Genomic DNA, 15,502 nt, shown 5'->3' with positions numbered 1-15,502 from the left:
GTTATCCAACTGTCACAAAATCCTTTTGTGGGTCGGGTAGGAACTGCCTGTGACGGCGCCGTGGGCGCCTCCCCCTGTTTTGTTCTCGAACTGAGAAAGAGACCTCAGATGATTTTCAACATGCTGAAACGCGGCGCCGGCGCGGCGCTTGCGCTCGCCGTGACGGCGGGCGCGGCGGTCGCCCTGGACATTTCCGGCGCCGGCGCGACCTTCCCCTACCCGATCTACGCCAAATGGGCCGAGACGTACAAGAAAGAGACCGGCAACGGCATGAACTACCAGTCGATCGGCTCGGGCGGCGGCATCAAGCAGATCAAGGCGCGCACGGTGACCTTCGGCGCCTCGGACCAGCCGCTCAAGGCCCCCGATCTCGAGGCGGCGGGCCTCGTGCAATGGCCGCAGATCATCGGCGGCATCGTGCCGGTGGTCAATCTGGACGGCGTCGCGGCGGGCGAACTGACGCTCGACGGCGCGACGCTGGCCAGGATCTTCCTCGGCGAAATCACCGCCTGGGACGATGCCGCGATCAAGAAGCTCAATCCGAAGGCCAAACTGTCGAACGCGCCGATCGTCGTCGTGCATCGCTCGGACGGCTCCGGCACCACCTTCAACTTCACCAACTATCTGTCCAAGGTCTCCGAGGACTGGAAGACCAAGGTCGGCGAGAACTCGGCCGTGGAATGGCCGGTCGGCATCGGCGCCAAGGGCAATGAGGGCGTCGCCAACAATGTGGCGAACACCAGGGGCGCGATCGGCTATGTCGAATACGCCTACGCCAAGCAGAACAAGCTGACCTACACCAGGATGGTCAACAAGGACGGCAAGGCCGTCGCGCCAGCCACGGAAAGCTTCCAGGCCGCCGCCGCCGGCGCCGACTGGTCGCATGCCGACGGTTTCTACGAGATCCTGACCAACGAGCCCGGCGCCAAGTCATGGCCGATCACGGCGGCGAGCTTCATCCTGCTCCCGAAGGAGCCGAAGGACGAGGCGGCCGCGGCCGAGGCGCTGAAGTTTTTCGGCTGGGCCTTCGCCAAGGGCGGCAAGGCCGCCGAGGAGCTCGACTATATTCCGATGCCGAAGCCGGTGGTCGAGCTCATCAGGAAGAGCTGGGCTACTGTGAAGGGCGCGGACGGCAAGCCGCTGGCGCACTAATATGGCAGGCGCCGTCCGCGGAGACGGCGGCCTTTTCATCAAGGGACGTCGGTCCTCGCGGACCGGCGTCGGGAGTTGCGAATGACGATCGAGCCAGGCCGGCGCGAAGCGAGCCGGCGTGAAGTGAATGGAGCGGGCGACGTGTCGGATGCACTAATGGAGCAAAGCGTTTCGCAGCCGGCCGTCGCGGACCGCGGCCGGTCGCTCGCGCGCATCGCGATCATCGACCGCGTCTTCCATCAGGTGACGCGCGCGGCGGCGATCGCCGTTCTCATCATCCTCGGCGGCGTGATCGTCTCGCTCGTTCACGGCTCCCTGCCGTCGATGAAGGCGTTCGGCTTCGGCTTTCTGACGTCACAGGCCTGGAATCCCGTCACGGATAATTTCGGCGCGCTGCCGGCGGTCTACGGTACGATCGTCACCTCGCTCATCGCCATGCTCATCGCGGTGCCGGTGGGGCTCGGCATCGCGACCTTTCTCACCGAGCTCTGCCCCCATCCGCTGCGCCGCCCGATCGGCGTCGCGATCGAGCTTCTGGCCGGCATTCCCTCGATCATCTATGGCATCTGGGGCCTCTTCATCTTCGCGCCCTTCATTCAGGCGCATGTGCAGCCGGCGGTGATTTCGGCTTTCGGGAATGTGCCGGTCCTCTCGACGCTGTTCGCGGGTCCGCCCTACGGCATCGGCATGCTGACGGCGGGCTTCATTCTCGCCATCATGGTGCTGCCCTTCATCGCTTCCATCTCCCGGGACGTGTTCGAGACAGTGCCGCCCTTGCTGAAGGAGGCGGCCGCGGGCATCGGCTGCACGACATGGGAAATGATGCGCCATGTCGTGCTGCCCTACACGCGCGTCGGCGTCATCGGCGGCGTGATGCTCGGGCTCGGCCGCGCGCTCGGCGAAACGATGGCCGTCACTTTCGTCATCGGCAATGCGCACAAGGTCGCTCCCTCGCTCTTCGCGCCGGGCACGACGATTTCCGCGACCATCGCCAATGAGTTCACGGAGGCTGTGGGCGACATCTACACGTCGGCGCTGATCCAGCTCGGCCTCATCCTCTTCTTCCTGACCTTCATCGTTCTCGCCTGCGCGCGCTACATGCTGATGCGCATCGAGCAGAAATCGGCTTGAGGAGCCAATTCATGTCGCTCTACGCCGCTCGCCGCCGACGCAATTCGATCGCCACCGGCCTCGCCTGGGGCGCCGCGCTCTTCGGCCTCGCCTGGCTGTTCCTGATTCTCGCGGCCCTTCTCTATGAAGGGCTGCGCGGTCTCTCCCCCGCCGTCTTCACGCAGATGACGCCGCCGCCGGGCAGCCAGGGCGGCCTGCTGAACGCGATCGCCGGCTCCCTCGTGATGACCGTCATCGGCGTCGCCATCGGGGCGCCGCTGGGCCTGCTCGCGGGGACCTATATGGCGGAATATGGCCGACACACGAAGCTCGTGACGGTCGTGCGCTTCATCAACGACATTCTGCTCAGCGCGCCGTCGATCGTCATCGGACTCTTCGTCTATACGATCCTCGTTGCGCCGATCGGCCATTTCTCCGGAATTTCCGGGGCCGTGGCGCTCGCCATCCTGGTCGTGCCGGTTGTGCTGCGCACGACCGAGGACATGTTGCTGCTCGTGCCGGGTTCGATGCGGGAGGCGGCGGCGGCGCTTGGCGCGCCGCGCGCGCTGATCATTTCTCGCGTCGCCTATCGCGCGGCGAAGGCCGGCCTCGTCACCGGCGTGCTGCTCGCGGTGGCGCGCGTCTCCGGCGAGACGGCGCCCCTGCTCTTCACGGCCCTCAACAATCAGTTCTGGAGCTCGGACCTCGCCGCGCCGATGGCGAGCCTGCCGGTCGTCATCTTCCAGTTCGCGCTCTCGCCCTACAAGGACTGGCAGCAACTCGCCTGGACGGGCGCGCTGCTGATCACCGTCACCGTTCTGACTCTTTCGGTCATCGCCCGCGCGGTCAGCGCCGGACGGAGGAAATCCTGAATGAACATCGCCGCCAACGCTCCCAAGGAACCGCCGGCCAAAGTGTCGGTGCGCAGCCTCGATTTCTTCTACGGCTCGTCCCGCGCGCTGAAATCCATCAGCCTGCCGCTCTACGCCAACAAGGTGACGGCCTTCATCGGTCCGTCGGGCTGCGGCAAGTCCACGCTGCTGCGGGTCATGAACCGCATGTATGACCTCTATCCCGGCCAGCGCGCCGAGGGCGAGGTGCTACTCGACGGAGAGAACATTCTCGATCCCGCCGTCGATATCAATGCGCTGCGTTCGCGCGTCGGCATGATCTTCCAGAAGCCGACGCCCTTTCCTATGTCGATTTACGAGAACATCGCCTTCGGCATCCGCCTTTACGAGAAGCTTTCGCGCGGCGACATGGATGCCCGCGTCGAGGAGGCGCTGCGCGGCGCGGCGCTGTGGGATGAGGTGAAGGACAAGCTGCACACCAGCGGGCTCGGCCTTTCGGGCGGTCAGCAACAGCGACTTTGCATCGCGCGCAGCGTCGCCGTGCAGCCGGAGGTCATCCTCTTCGACGAACCCTGTTCGGCCCTCGATCCGATCTCGACCGCGAAGGTGGAGGAGCTGATCGAGGAACTCGCCAATCAGTACACCATCGCGATCGTCACGCACAACATGCAGCAGGCGGTGCGCGTCTCGGACTACACGGCCTTCATGTATCTCGGGGAGCTCGTCGAATTCGGCGACACCGACGAGGTTTTCAACAAGCCGAGAGAAAAGCGCACCCTCGATTACATCACTGGCCGCTTCGGCTGATCTGAATCAAGGAATGATCGCCATGAGCGAACATATCGTCAAATCCTACGACCGCGATCTCGAGGCGCTCGGACGCCGCATCGCGGAGATGGGCGGCATCGCCGAGAAAATGCTCGCGGAAGCGATGGAGGCGCTGTCGACCTGCAACGTCGATCTCGCCCATCGCGTCGTCGCGAGCGACGCGCGTCTCGACGCGCTGCATCGCGAGATCGAGGAAAGCGCGGTCCTGACGATCGCGCGGCGCCAGCCTCTTGCGGTGGATCTGCGCGAATGCATCGCCGCGATCCGCATCGCGGGCGACATCGAGCGGATCGGCGACCTCGCCAAGAACATCGCCAAGCGCACGCTGAAGATCGCGTCGGAAGCGCGCTTTCCGCGCGCCCTCGTGGGCCTCAAGTCGATGCATGAAATCGCGTCGATGCAATTGAAGGACGTCCTCGACGCTTATGCGTTGCGCGACGTCGAGCGCGCGCGGGCGGTGTGGGAGACCGACGCCGATCTCGACGCGCTCGAGGATTCGGTGTTTCGCGATCTTCTCACCTTCATGATGGAGGATCCGCGCAACATCTCCTTCTGCACGCATCTTCTGTTCTGCTCGAAGAATCTCGAGCGCATCGGCGACCACACGACGAATATTTCCGAGACGATCGTCTATCTCGTGACCGGCGAGCCGATGCCGACCGAGCGGCCGAAAATACGCGTCGCCCAGTTCGGCGGAGACAGTGAAGAGGCTTCGCAATGAATGACAGCATTCCCGCGGTAATGCGGGAGGGCAAGAGCGATCGCGCGCCGCGCATACTGGTTGTCGAAGACGAAGCGTCGCTCGCGCTCCTTCTCACTTACAATCTCGAAGCCGAAGGCTATCAGGTCGAGCATGTCGACAATGGCGACGAGGCGGAGCTGCGCATCGCGGAAACGCCGCCCGACCTCGTCATTCTCGACTGGATGCTGCCGGGCGTCTCGGGTCTCGAAATTTGCAGACGCCTGCGCGCGCGCGAGGCCTGCCGCGACATGCCGATCATCATGCTGACGGCGCGCGGCGAGGAAAGCGAACGCGTGCGCGGTCTTTCCGTCGGCGCCGACGATTACGTGGTGAAGCCCTTCTCGACGCCGGAGCTGATGGCGCGCGTGCGCGCGCTGCTGCGTCGCGCGCGCCCGGAGCGCGTCGCCTCGAAGTTGAGGCTGGGCGACATTGATCTCGACCGCGACACGCATCGCGTGCGCCGGTCGGGCCGAGAGATTCATCTCGGCCCCACGGAATATCGGTTGCTGGAATATTTCATGGAGAAGCCGGGCCGCGTCTTCACGCGCGCGCAACTTCTCGACAGCGTCTGGGGCATGTCGGCGGAAATCGACGAGCGCACTGTCGACGTCCATGTCGGCCGTCTGCGCAAGGCGTTGATCCGCGGGCGGGAGAAGGATCCGATCCGCACGGTGCGCGGCGCCGGCTATTCCTTCGACGAAACATTCGGCCGCGACTGAAGTCGCGGCCTTTCATTTTGTCAGGCGTAGCGCGGCGCGCGCAGCTGGTCGCGGGCGCGGCGGCGATCCTGCGCGGGCTGATAGGCGACGCGCGCGTGATAGGCGCAATAGGGGCCGCCGCCGATCGGCGACTTGCCGCCGCAGAAGCGGAATTCCGGCGTCGTCGGATCGCCCATCGGCCAGCGGCACATCGACTCCCGCAGGTCCATCAGCGTCACGCGCTCCGACATCGGGATCACGACTTCTTCCTCCTGCGGCTGCGCGCGGGCGACGACCATCGCCTGCGGCGCGAAGGCGAGCGCCACATTGCCATGCACGACATGGCCGGCTGCGCGCGGCTGCGGCGCCGCCTGACGCTGCGCCTTTGCGGCGCGCGGTCGCGGCGCGGCGGCGGTCTTGGCGCGCTCCGCGAGACCCAGACGATGGATCTTTCCGATCACCGCGTTGCGCGTGATGCCGGGTCCAAGTTCGGCTGCGACCTGGCTCGCGCTGAGTCCGTCGCTCCAAAGTTTACGCAACAGCTCGACGCGTTCATCGGTCCAAGACATATCTGTCCTCCACTCGGTCGGTTCGAGCGCGGATTTAGAATCCTTCACCGCCCGCTGCGCTGGAGGGCGCCAGCGGCGACTTGACGCGGATCGAAACTCGAGAAACGCCGGGCGCGACATGCAGCCAGCGCCGGCAGGAAACGTTACTGACCCAGTTGAATCACGGGCGGGAGTCGCTGGCAAGCGAAAGGCGGCGTTCTCAACAGGCTTTCTGCAAGCTTTGTGCAAGGGTGTTGCTCTCAAGACTCAGTTCGAAGGTCACGGAACGCCTGCAAACCGATTCCTCGCCCGCGCCATAGGACCGCCGCGTCGGCATTCGAGGCCCGAGATTTGACCGCAGAGGCGCGGGCGCATAAAATCAAGGGCTCAAAATGCCGCCCTGAAAAGGGCGGCGCTTTGTTTTTCAGCCCCGCACGGCGTTGCGGTCGCCTGAGCACTGGAGCACGGTTTTGAATTCTGCGCTTTATCCGACCTATGCGCGGGCCGACATCTCTTTCGCGCGCGGCGAAGGCGCCTGGCTCGTCGCCGAGAACGGCGACCGCTATCTGGACTTCGCGTCGGGCGTCGCCGTCCTGTCGCTGGGTCACGAGCATCCGCATCTCGTCGCGACGCTGAAGGCCGCAGCCGAACAGCCCTGGCATGTCTCCAATCTGTTTCGCATCCCGCAGGCCGAGCGTCTCGCCCGGCGCCTCGCCGAGGCGACTTTCGCCGACATCGTCTTCTTCACCAACTCCGGCGCCGAGGCGGTCGAAGCCGCGATCAAGACCGCGCGTAAATATCATGCCGCGAACGGCCAGCCGGAACGCTATCGTCTGATCACTTTCGAGGGCGCCTTCCACGGCCGCACGCTCGCGACCATCGCCGCCGGCGGCAATCCGAAATATCTCGAGGGCTTCGGCCCGCCGGTCGAGGGTTTCGATCAGGTTCCCTTCGCCGATCTCGACGCGGTCGAGAAGGCCATCACGGATGAAACGGCGGGCGTGCTGCTGGAGCCCATTCAGGGCGAGGGCGGACTGCGCGTCTTCCCGCCGGCTTTCCTCTCCGACATTCGCAAGCTGTGCGACGCGCGCGGCCTGCTGCTCGTGCTCGACGAAGTGCAATGCGGCGTCGGCCGCACGGGGAAATTCCTCGCCTGCGAACATGCCGGCGTCACGCCCGACGTCGTCGCGCTCGCCAAGGGGCTCGGCGGCGGATTCCCTATCGGCGCCTGCCTTGCGACGCGCGAGGCGGCGAAAGGGATGACGGCCGGCACGCATGGTTCGACTTTCGGCGGCAATCCGCTGGCGACGGCTGTCGGCTCCGCCGTGCTCGACGTGGTGCTGGAAGACGGCTTCATGCTCCGCGTCGCGCGGCTCGGCGCCTTGCTGCGCCAGCGTCTCGCGGAGCTCGAGGACCGCTATCCTGCGATCATCGGGGAAGTGCGCGGCGAAGGGCTCATGTTCGGCCTCAAGACGCGCGTCCCCAATGGCGACTTCGCCGCCGCCGCGCGCGCGGAAGGGTTGCTCACCGTGCTCGCCGGCGACAATGTCGTGCGACTGCTGCCGCCGCTCATCATCGACGAGAGCGATATCGCCGAGGCCGTCCGGCGTCTCTTCGCCGCCTGCGCGCGGCTTGCGGCTCCGGCGGCGAAACTGGGAGCGGCCTGATGACCGCGCATTCCATGACAAGGCCACGCCATTTCCTCGACATCTGCGATCATTCCGGCGAAGAGCTTCGACGCATCCTCGATCTCGCCAAGTCGCTGAAAGCGAAGCGTGTGAAGGGCGTGGAGCCGACCGGGCGCCCGCTCGCCGGCAAATATCTCGGCATGATCTTCGACAAGCCCTCGACCCGCACGCGCGTCTCCTTCGACGTCGCCATGCGCGATCTCGGCGGCGAGACGATCATGCTCACCGGCAATGAAATGCAGATCGGCCGCGGCGAGACCATCGCCGACACGGCGCGCGTGCTTTCGCGCTTCCTCGACGCGATCATGATCCGCATCCTCTCGCATGAAGATCTGACGGAACTCGCGCGCCACGCGACTGTCCCGGTCATCAACGGGCTCACCAAGCTCTCGCATCCCTGCCAGATCATGGCCGACGTGCTCACCTTCGAGGAGCATTGCGGGCCGATCTCGGGGCGCACGGTCGCCTGGATCGGCGACGCCAATAATGTGCTCGCGAGCTGGGTGCATGCGGCGGCGCGCTTCGGCTTTGCGATCAATGTCGCGACCCCGGCCGAACTTTCGCCGGCCGCTGAGCTTGTCGACTGGGCGAAAGCCAATGGCGTGGCGATGAACGTCACGCGCGACCCCTACGCCGCCGTCGCGGGAACCGATGCGGTCATCACCGACTGCTGGGTGTCGATGGGCGACAGGGACGAGGATTTCCGCCGCAAGGTTCTCGCGCCCTATCAGGTCGACGCGAAGCTGATGCGCGCCGCCGACAAGGACGCGGTGTTCATGCATTGCCTGCCGGCGCATCGCGGCGAGGAAGTCACGGACGAAGTGATCGACGGGCCGCAGTCGGTTGTTTTCGACGAGGCCGAGAACCGCCTGCATGCCCAGAAGGGCGTGCTCGCCTGGTGTCTCGCGCCGGGCGCGGCGTGATGGCCGAGGCGCCGAGCAGGCCGGTCTCTTTCGAGGCGCAGGACGATCGCGTGCTCCCTTTCGCAGTGGAGCCGCTCGACCTGCGCGGGCGCCTCGTGCGGCTGGGGCCGACCGTCGACTCCATTCTCTCGCACTACGATTACCCGCCGCAGGTCGCGCGCCTGCTCGGCGAAGCGATCGCGCTTGCGACGCTGCTCGGCTCGATCCTCGAGTCGCACGGGCGATTCCAGTTGCAGACGCGCAGCGACGGCCCCGTCGACATGCTGGTCGTGGATTACGACGCGCCGGGCAAGCTGCGCGGCTTCGCGCGTTTCGATCTCGCGCGCGTCGAGGAGATGACCGACCCGGCGCCGTCGGCGCTCCTGGGGCGCGGCCATCTCGCCCTCACCATCGAGCGCGAGGAGGACGCCGCGCGCTATCAGGGCGTCGTGCCGCTCGAGGGCGAGAGCCTCGCGGAGGCGGCGCATATGTATTTCCGCCAGTCCGAGCAGATCCCCTCCTATGTGCGCCTCGCCGTCGGCGAGGTCGTGACGCCGCAGGGCCGCAGCTGGCGGGCGGGCGGCCTGCTGCTGCAATATCTGCCCTCGGGCGGCGCAAGGGCGCGCGACCTGTCGCCGGGCGACGCGCCGGAGGGCGCGGGCGTTCTCGACGAAGCCGATGAGGACGACGCCTGGACGGAAGGTCAGGCCCTTGCGGCGACGATCGAGGACCATGAGCTGATCGACCCCGGCCTGTCGGGCGAGCGCTTGCTCTACCGCCTGTTCCACGAGCGCGGCGTGAAGGTCTTCGCCGAACGCGCGCTGGAGGAATTCTGCCGCTGCTCGACCGAGCGCATCGAGAAGCTGCTCAGGAGCTTCACGCAGCAGGAGCGCGCCGACATGGTCGGCGACGACGGCCGCATCGGCGTCACCTGCGAATTCTGCTCCACCTATCGCAGCTTCGATCCGGCGGCGTTCGCCTGAGACGCCGGCGAGGGCGTCTCAGTTGTCCGGGGCGGCGTCCGCCGCGGGCGCGGACAGCGTCACCCGCGTCCCTTTCCCCGGCGCGCTGTCCAGGACGAGCGTCGCGCCTCCGAGCCTTGCGCGTTCGCGCATCCCCGTCACCCCGAAATGACCCGGCGTCGGCGCCGACGGATCGAAACCGGTCCCGTCGTCCTCCACCAGAAGCCGCGTCACGCCGGCGTCCTTCGCCAGTGCGACGCGGACGCGCCTTGCGCCGGCGTGCAACTCGATGTTGCGCAGCGCCTCGCGCAGCACGGCCGCGAAGAGCTGCTCGGTCTCGCGCGGCAGTTCGGCGCTGGGAAAACCGAATTCAACCGTCACCGCAATATCGCCCATGCGTTCCGAGAAGCCGTCGACGATACGGCGCAGATCATACAGGTCGCGCCGCTCCTCGCGCGTGCGCGCGATCGCCTCGCGCGCCTCCTGAAGGCCCTCGCGCGCCTGCACGTCGAGCATGGCGAGCGCCACCCTCGCCTCCGCGTCATTGGTCTTCCTGGCGATGAGCCGCGACTGTGTGATGAGCGTCACCATGGAGCGCACGAGCGTGTCGTGCAGGTCGTGGGCGATCCGCAGCCGCTCATTGGCGATCGCCGCCGCCTGGGCCTCCTCCTGCGCCTTCTCGCGCTCCACCCGCAGCCTTGCGGCGGCGGCGTCCGCCTGCTGCTGAAGCAACTGCTTCTCGCGCCGCTCCGAGGCCAGCAGGCGGTCGATCTGGTCGCCGCCGTGGTCGGGCGCGGTGACGACGACGAAACCCCGCGCGGCGGCGTCCCAGGCGATGGAGATCGTCACGCGCGGCGCTTCGGGCGCCGCGCGCATGGACGGCAGGACGATCTCGCCGCCTCTCTCCTTCAGCGCGGCGAGGCTTTCCTCCATATGCAACAGCAGCGGGGCGCTGCAGGCTTTCTCTCCTTCGTCCGGCAGCCACGCGCTGAGGCGCCCCAGACGGCGCGCGACTGTCAGCCCGTCGTCCACGAGCGCGACGCCCAGTTGCCCGCGCGCTAGCGCGTCGGCAAAAACATCCTTTTCCGCCTTGGACTTGTCCATAACGGGCAACATAGCGCGATTTTTCGCAAATCGCTCTATAAGTTGGCGGAAAATTGAAGCTTGAAGGTTTCGTGGAGCCCCGGATGTCCGAGAATTTCGTCATTCCCCCGCCGCCGCCCCCAAGCGTCGCCGTCGCCGGCGGCGGCCTTTTCCCGGTCCGCCGCATCTTCTGCGTTGCGCTCAATTATGCGGAGCACGCGCGCGAGATGGGCAAGGAGCCGGGAGCCGAACCGCCCTTCTTCTTCACCAAGCCGGCGGACGCCGTCGTGGCCGACGGGGCGACGATTCCCTTCCCGAGCCTGACGCGCAATCTTCACCACGAGATCGAACTCGTCGTGGCGCTCCAGTCCGGCGGTTCCGATATTCCAGTCGAGCGGGCGCTCGACTGCGTCTATGGCTACGCCGCCGGCATCGACCTCACCCGCCGCGACCTTCAGACGGAGGCGCGCAACGCCGGCCGCCCGTGGGACATGTCCAAGGGCTTCGACAATTCCGCGCCGATGGGGGTCATCCAGCCCGCCGCCAGGATCGGCCATCCCGCGCGCGGGCGCATCACGCTCTCCGTCGACGGCGCGCCGCGCCAGCAGGGCGATCTTTCGGACATGATCCTGGGCGTTCCCGGGATCATCGCGGAGCTGTCGCGCTTCGTGGCGCTTGCGGCGGGAGACCTGATCTTCACCGGCACGCCGGTCGGCGTCGGCGCGCTCCAGCCGGGGGACCGGGCGGAGGGCGTGATCGAGGGCGTCGGTTCGGTCGTCGTAAACCTCGAAAAATAAGGGCGGTTGCGCCCGGCGGGCATTACCGGCTATTTGCTGTCAAGATGGATCGTCAACGACGATCGACCGCAACCGGATTGCGCCTTCCCGTGAACCGCCGGCGCGCGAGCCTTTAAGATCATGACGCAGCCGGTCGATCTCGACCCCGAAGACTGGGAAGATTTCCGCTCGAAGAGCCATCGCGCGCTCGACGAGATGATCGACTATCTGCGCGATTTGCGCGAGCGCCCGGTCTGGCGGGCGCCGACCGAGGAGGCGAAGGCGCGCTTCGACCGCGACCTTCCCGTCGAGGAGCGCGATTTCGCGGATGTGCTGAAGGACTTCGACCGCTACATAAAGCCCTTCGCCACCGGCAACATCCATCCGATGTTCATGGGCTGGGTGCAGGGCGCCGGCACGCCGGTCGGCATGATCGCGGAAATGCTCGCCGCCGGCCTGAACTCCAATTGCGGCGGGCGCAATCACATCGCCATCGACGTCGAGCGCCAGATCGCGAAATGGATGGCGCAGGCCTTCGGCTTTCCGCAGGACGCGTCGGGCATTTTCGTCACCGGCACGTCCATGGCGAATTTCCTCTCGCTGCTCGTCGCGCGCGATCAGGCCTATGGCGAGAGCGACGTGCGATTGAACGGGCTGTGCGCGCAGAGCGGCCAGCTCATCGCCTACGCCTCGCGCGAGGCGCACAATTGCGTGCGGCAGGCGATGGAGCTCGCCGGGCTGGGCGCGCGTCATCTGCGGCTCATCCCCTCCGACGAGCGCCGGGCGATGAAGATCAGCTATCTGCGCCACGCCATCGCCGCCGACCGGGCGGCGGGATTCCGGCCCTTCCTCATCGTCGGCACGGCGGGGACGGTCGATACGGGCGCGATCGACCCGCTCGACCGCCTCGCCGACGTCGCGCACACCGAAGACATGTGGTTCCATGTCGACGGCGCCTTCGGGGCGCTGGCCGCCCTGTCGCCGGCGCTCAAACCTCTCGTAAAGGGGCTGGAGCGCGCCGACAGCATCGCCTTCGACTTCCACAAATGGCTGCACGCCCCTTATGACGCGGGCTTTTTTCTGGTGCGCGACCCCAAAGCCCACAAGCGGGCTTTCGCCGCCAACGCCGCCTATCTCACGCGCGCCCCGCGCGGGCTCGCGGCGGGCGAGACCTGGCCCTGCGACCTCGGCCCCGATCTCTCGCGGGGTTTTCGCGCTCTGAAGGCGTGGATGACGATCGAGACCTTCGGCGCGAAAAAGCTCGGCCAATGCATCGAGCAGACCTGCCGCATGGCGAAGCGGCTGGAGGCGTGGATCGAGGGAAGCGGTAATTTCTTCATGCGCGCGCCGGTGTCGCTCAACATCGTCTGCTTCGGCGTGACGGGCGACGACGACGGCTCGCTCGCCCGCGAGATCGTGATGGAGCTGCACGAGCGCGGCGAGGCGGCCCCCTCGCTCACCATCCTCGACGGCGTCCCGGCGATCCGCGCGGCGATCATCAATCACCGCACCCATGAGGAAGACATCGACGCCTTCACGATCTATCTGGAGGCCGCCCTGCGCCGCGCCCGCAAGGAGCCGCATCTCGAAGCGCTGGCCGAGGCGCCGCACGGGCCGGGGAAGACGAGATTGTCGGAGGATTGATCCGGGCGCGTGCTCTCTCATACCTGCATAATTGGTGGAGGATGATCGAGGACAGCATGTAAAATCCATGCGTTGCGCGTCTCACGCTCCTTACGATTGTTAACCCCTTCCTTAGAGGGTGTTATGTACTTTGGTGATTGATTGTCTTAGTAGAATCGGATGTCTCCGATTCGCAAACCTTATCCGTCTGACGTCAGCGACGAAGAATGGTCGCTGGTTGCGCCTTATCTGACGCTCATGGACGAAGGCGCGCCGCAGCGTCAACATTCGCTGCGCGAGCTGTTCAACGGCCTGCGTTACGTGCTGCGCTACGGCATCGCCTGGCGCGCCATGCCCAACGATCTGCCGCCATGGTTCGCCGTGTATCAGCAATCGCAGCGCTGGCTGTCGGCGGGCGTGTTCGAGGCGCTTGCGCAGGATCTGCGCGCCCAGTTGCGCGTCGCTTCCGGGCGGGCGGCGGAGCCGACGGCGGCGATCATCGACAGCCGCACCTTGCGCTCGACCCCTGAGAGCGGCCCACGAGCGGGCTATGACGGCGCGAAGCGAAAGCGCGGCTCGAAGCTGCACATGGCAGTCGACACATTGGGCCATTTGCTGGCGTTGCATGTCACGCCGGCGAATGTCGATGACCGCGCCGAGGTCGGCAAGCTCATCGCAGCCGTGCAGGATGTGACAGGCGAAAGCGTCGAACTCGTTTATGTCGATCAGGGCTACACCGGCGAAAAGGCGTCCGAGGCGGCGAAGGCGCAAGGCGCCGAACTGTGCGTCGTCAAACTTGCCGAAGCGAAGAAGGGCTTCGTGTTGCTGCCCAAGCGCTGGGTGGTCGAGCGTTCATTCGCCTGGGCGACGCGATGCAGGCGGCTCGTCAAAGACTACGAGCGCTATGCTCAGACCCTCGCAGGACTCCACGTCGTCGCCTTCGCATGTCTCATGCTCAAGCGCGCAGCAGATTTCATGATCCAAGGTGCATAACACCCTCTAGCTGCGATCTCGTAATCCTTCGGCAAATTTGCTTCAAAAGCAATCAGCCTTTCTTTTGTTTGCTTTGGTCCAAGCGATTCAATAGCGTTAATATTCCTTACGATGACAAGGAAGAGCGAAAAAGAGTTGGACTTCGTCAGCCATGACGACCCCTTGGCAAACTTCATCCGATTAAATAATAATGCTCCATGTTCAAACTTATTGACTAATTCATCCTTGTTATCAAAATTTTCAGCGTAATCATCTAAAAACTGCTTCGCTTTGTCGTTTCTATTATAGAAATCGAATAAAAATGTAGCCATCAAATTTAAGGTGTACATGAGATGCACCATCCGCGATGTCTCGTAAGGCGAGAATATTTTTCCATCTAAGTGTCCGTCCTGAAAGATGTTGAATCGAATGAATCTGTTGTGATGGATGGGAGGCGGTCTGATTCGTAGGAGGCCGTCGATGTGGACGAAGGCAAACCGGGCGAAATACAATCGCGACAGGTTACGTTATCCGAGTGATGTGACGGACGAGGAGTGGGGGCATGTGGCGCCGCTTATTCCTCCGGCCAAGCGTGGCGGGCGCAAGCGTGAAGTGGACATGCGGGCGGTGTTCAACGCCATCATGTATGTGCTGAGCACGGGATGCCAATGGCGGTACATTCCCAAGGATTTTCCCCCGAAGAGCACAGTGTATCGTTATTTTTGCGATTGGGCCTGGTGCGGCGTTCTGGATCGCATGCACGACGCGCTCTACGTCATGTGTCGCGAACGAGCGGAACGAGAGGCGAGCCCCACCGCGGCGATCATCGATAGTCAGAGCGTGAAGAGCGCGGAAAAAGGGGGGCGCGCATTGATCCGCATGGCTATGACGCCGGCAAAAAGATCAAAGGCAAGAAACGCCACGTACTCGTCGATACGCAAGGTTTGTTGATGGGCGCCGTCGTTCACGGCGCCGACATTCAGGACCGAGACGGCGGCGTCTTGCTGCTTTCGACGTTGCATGGGCGGTTTCCCTTTCTTGAAAAGCTGTTGGCTGACAGCGCCTATCAGGGACCGATCTTCGCCGACGCAACGGGCAAAATCCTACCGTGTCTCAAAATCGAGATTATAAAACGATCCGATCAGGCGAAGGGCTTCGTGAAATTGCCCATGCGCTGGATCGTCGAAAGATCAATCGCCTGGCTAAACCGCTGTAGAAGACTGGCCAAGGATTGGGAAAACCTCAATATCACAGCGCTCGTGTTCCTGCGTTTCGCGTCGATTCGGCTCATGCTACGAAAGCTCTGCAATTGTTGACTAACTTCTGGGACGGACTCTCAATAGAAAATTTTGTAGCAACCTTTCGTCGAATCCCATGCAACAGATACACTTTATCCTTGAAGTAATCTGGCATAAATGAAAGAAACGCCGCCGCCGCCGCATCAGACGCGGGCAGCTTAGTTTCATGTATGAACGAAACTGGTGATGGCGCTAACCGAATACCCATGGCAATTTCAATCCCAGCCGATCTGGTAAAGAGAATCTAATAGAGGAAATGCCAAAAATTC

15 protein-coding genes are annotated in these 15,502 nt (G+C 64.6%); 13 read left to right on the top strand and 2 right to left on the bottom strand.

Annotated features, from left to right (window positions below; all coding sequences use genetic code 11):
• The first annotated feature begins 108 nt into the window (after window positions 1-108).
• The 6 genes from pstS to phoB all read left to right on the top strand — a co-directional run bounded on the left by pstS (window position 109) and on the right by phoB (window position 5,402).
• Window positions 109-1,152 carry a phosphate ABC transporter substrate-binding protein PstS gene (pstS, locus tag MET49242_RS15950; RefSeq protein WP_036284267.1) on the top strand — a complete coding sequence of 348 codons (1,044 nt, stop codon included), beginning with the start codon at window positions 109-111 and terminating at the stop codon, window positions 1,150-1,152.
• Window positions 1,153-1,308: 156 nt separating this feature from the next.
• Window positions 1,309-2,283: a phosphate ABC transporter permease subunit PstC gene (pstC, locus tag MET49242_RS15945; protein ID WP_036288382.1), complete on the top strand. Its 975-nt coding sequence runs from the start codon at window positions 1,309-1,311 to the stop codon at window positions 2,281-2,283.
• Window positions 2,284-2,294: 11 nt separating this feature from the next.
• Window positions 2,295-3,134 (top strand): phosphate ABC transporter permease PstA, encoded by an 840-nt coding sequence (gene pstA, locus MET49242_RS15940; protein WP_084679148.1) that lies wholly within the window; start codon window positions 2,295-2,297, stop codon window positions 3,132-3,134.
• Window positions 3,135-3,920: a phosphate ABC transporter ATP-binding protein PstB gene (gene pstB / locus MET49242_RS15935; protein WP_036284261.1), complete on the top strand. Its 786-nt coding sequence runs from the start codon at window positions 3,135-3,137 to the stop codon at window positions 3,918-3,920.
• Window positions 3,921-3,942: 22 nt separating this feature from the next.
• On the top strand, window positions 3,943-4,662 hold the full coding sequence (gene phoU, locus MET49242_RS15930; protein ID WP_036288380.1) for a phosphate signaling complex protein PhoU: 720 nt from the start codon (window positions 3,943-3,945) through the stop codon (window positions 4,660-4,662).
• Window positions 4,659-5,402 carry a phosphate regulon transcriptional regulator PhoB gene (gene phoB / locus MET49242_RS15925; RefSeq protein ID WP_036284249.1) on the top strand — a complete coding sequence of 248 codons (744 nt, stop codon included), beginning with the start codon at window positions 4,659-4,661 and terminating at the stop codon, window positions 5,400-5,402. The genes phoU and phoB overlap by 4 nt, the downstream gene beginning before the upstream one ends.
• 20 nt (window positions 5,403-5,422) lie before the next feature.
• On the opposite strand, the gene MET49242_RS15920 is transcribed toward phoB, so the two are convergent.
• Window positions 5,423-5,950, bottom strand: coding sequence for a GcrA family cell cycle regulator (locus MET49242_RS15920; protein WP_036284247.1), 528 nt, complete (start codon window positions 5,948-5,950; stop codon window positions 5,423-5,425).
• 449 nt (window positions 5,951-6,399) lie between these two features.
• Here MET49242_RS15920 and MET49242_RS15915 point away from each other — a divergent pair, with 449 nt between their 5' ends.
• Genes MET49242_RS15915 through MET49242_RS15905 form a run of 3 tightly spaced genes read left to right on the top strand, consistent with a single transcriptional unit; the run spans window position 6,400 to window position 9,502 of the window.
• Complete coding sequence (locus MET49242_RS15915; RefSeq protein WP_036284245.1) at window positions 6,400-7,596, top strand: aspartate aminotransferase family protein; 1,197 nt, start codon at window positions 6,400-6,402, stop codon at window positions 7,594-7,596.
• A complete protein-coding gene (gene argF / locus MET49242_RS15910) occupies window positions 7,596-8,540 on the top strand; it encodes an ornithine carbamoyltransferase (RefSeq protein WP_036284238.1) in 945 nt (314 codons plus the stop codon). The genes MET49242_RS15915 and argF overlap by 1 nt, the downstream gene beginning before the upstream one ends.
• Entirely contained in the window at window positions 8,540-9,502 is a 963-nt protein-coding gene (locus tag MET49242_RS15905; protein WP_036284235.1) for an Hsp33 family molecular chaperone, read from the top strand. Before argF ends, MET49242_RS15905 begins: the two co-directional genes overlap by 1 nt.
• A gap of 18 nt (window positions 9,503-9,520) precedes the next feature.
• Here the strand turns inward: MET49242_RS15905 and MET49242_RS23485 are convergent, their stop codons facing one another.
• A complete protein-coding gene (locus MET49242_RS23485; RefSeq protein ID WP_084679147.1) occupies window positions 9,521-10,597 on the bottom strand; it encodes a sensor histidine kinase in 1,077 nt (358 codons plus the stop codon).
• A 71-nt stretch (window positions 10,598-10,668) separates the two neighbouring features.
• Here MET49242_RS23485 and MET49242_RS15895 point away from each other — a divergent pair, with 71 nt between their 5' ends.
• The 4 genes from MET49242_RS15895 to MET49242_RS24410 all read left to right on the top strand — a co-directional run bounded on the left by MET49242_RS15895 (window position 10,669) and on the right by MET49242_RS24410 (window position 15,251).
• Window positions 10,669-11,361 carry a fumarylacetoacetate hydrolase family protein gene (locus MET49242_RS15895; RefSeq protein ID WP_036288375.1) on the top strand — a complete coding sequence of 231 codons (693 nt, stop codon included), beginning with the start codon at window positions 10,669-10,671 and terminating at the stop codon, window positions 11,359-11,361.
• A gap of 120 nt (window positions 11,362-11,481) precedes the next feature.
• Window positions 11,482-12,984, top strand: a complete 1,503-nt coding sequence (locus MET49242_RS15890; RefSeq protein WP_036284233.1) for a pyridoxal-dependent decarboxylase — start codon at window positions 11,482-11,484, stop codon at window positions 12,982-12,984.
• Between the two features lie 159 nt (window positions 12,985-13,143).
• The gene (locus MET49242_RS15885) at window positions 13,144-13,956 is read left to right on the top strand and encodes an IS5 family transposase (RefSeq protein ID WP_036279258.1); all 813 of its coding nucleotides are present in this window, start codon (window positions 13,144-13,146) and stop codon (window positions 13,954-13,956) included.
• A 459-nt stretch (window positions 13,957-14,415) separates the two neighbouring features.
• Window positions 14,416-15,251 (top strand): IS5 family transposase gene (locus MET49242_RS24410; protein WP_144259444.1). Its coding sequence is split into 2 segments (ribosomal slippage): window positions 14,416-14,800 and window positions 14,800-15,251, totalling 837 coding nucleotides; the frame shifts between segments, so codons are not numbered across the junction.
• Window positions 15,252-15,502 lie beyond the last annotated feature (251 nt).

The sequence above is a fragment of the Methylocystis sp. ATCC 49242 genome (assembly GCF_000188155.2).
Lineage (GTDB): Bacteria > Pseudomonadota > Alphaproteobacteria > Rhizobiales > Beijerinckiaceae > Methylocystis.
This window is presented reverse-complemented; position numbering and strand designations above follow the sequence as displayed.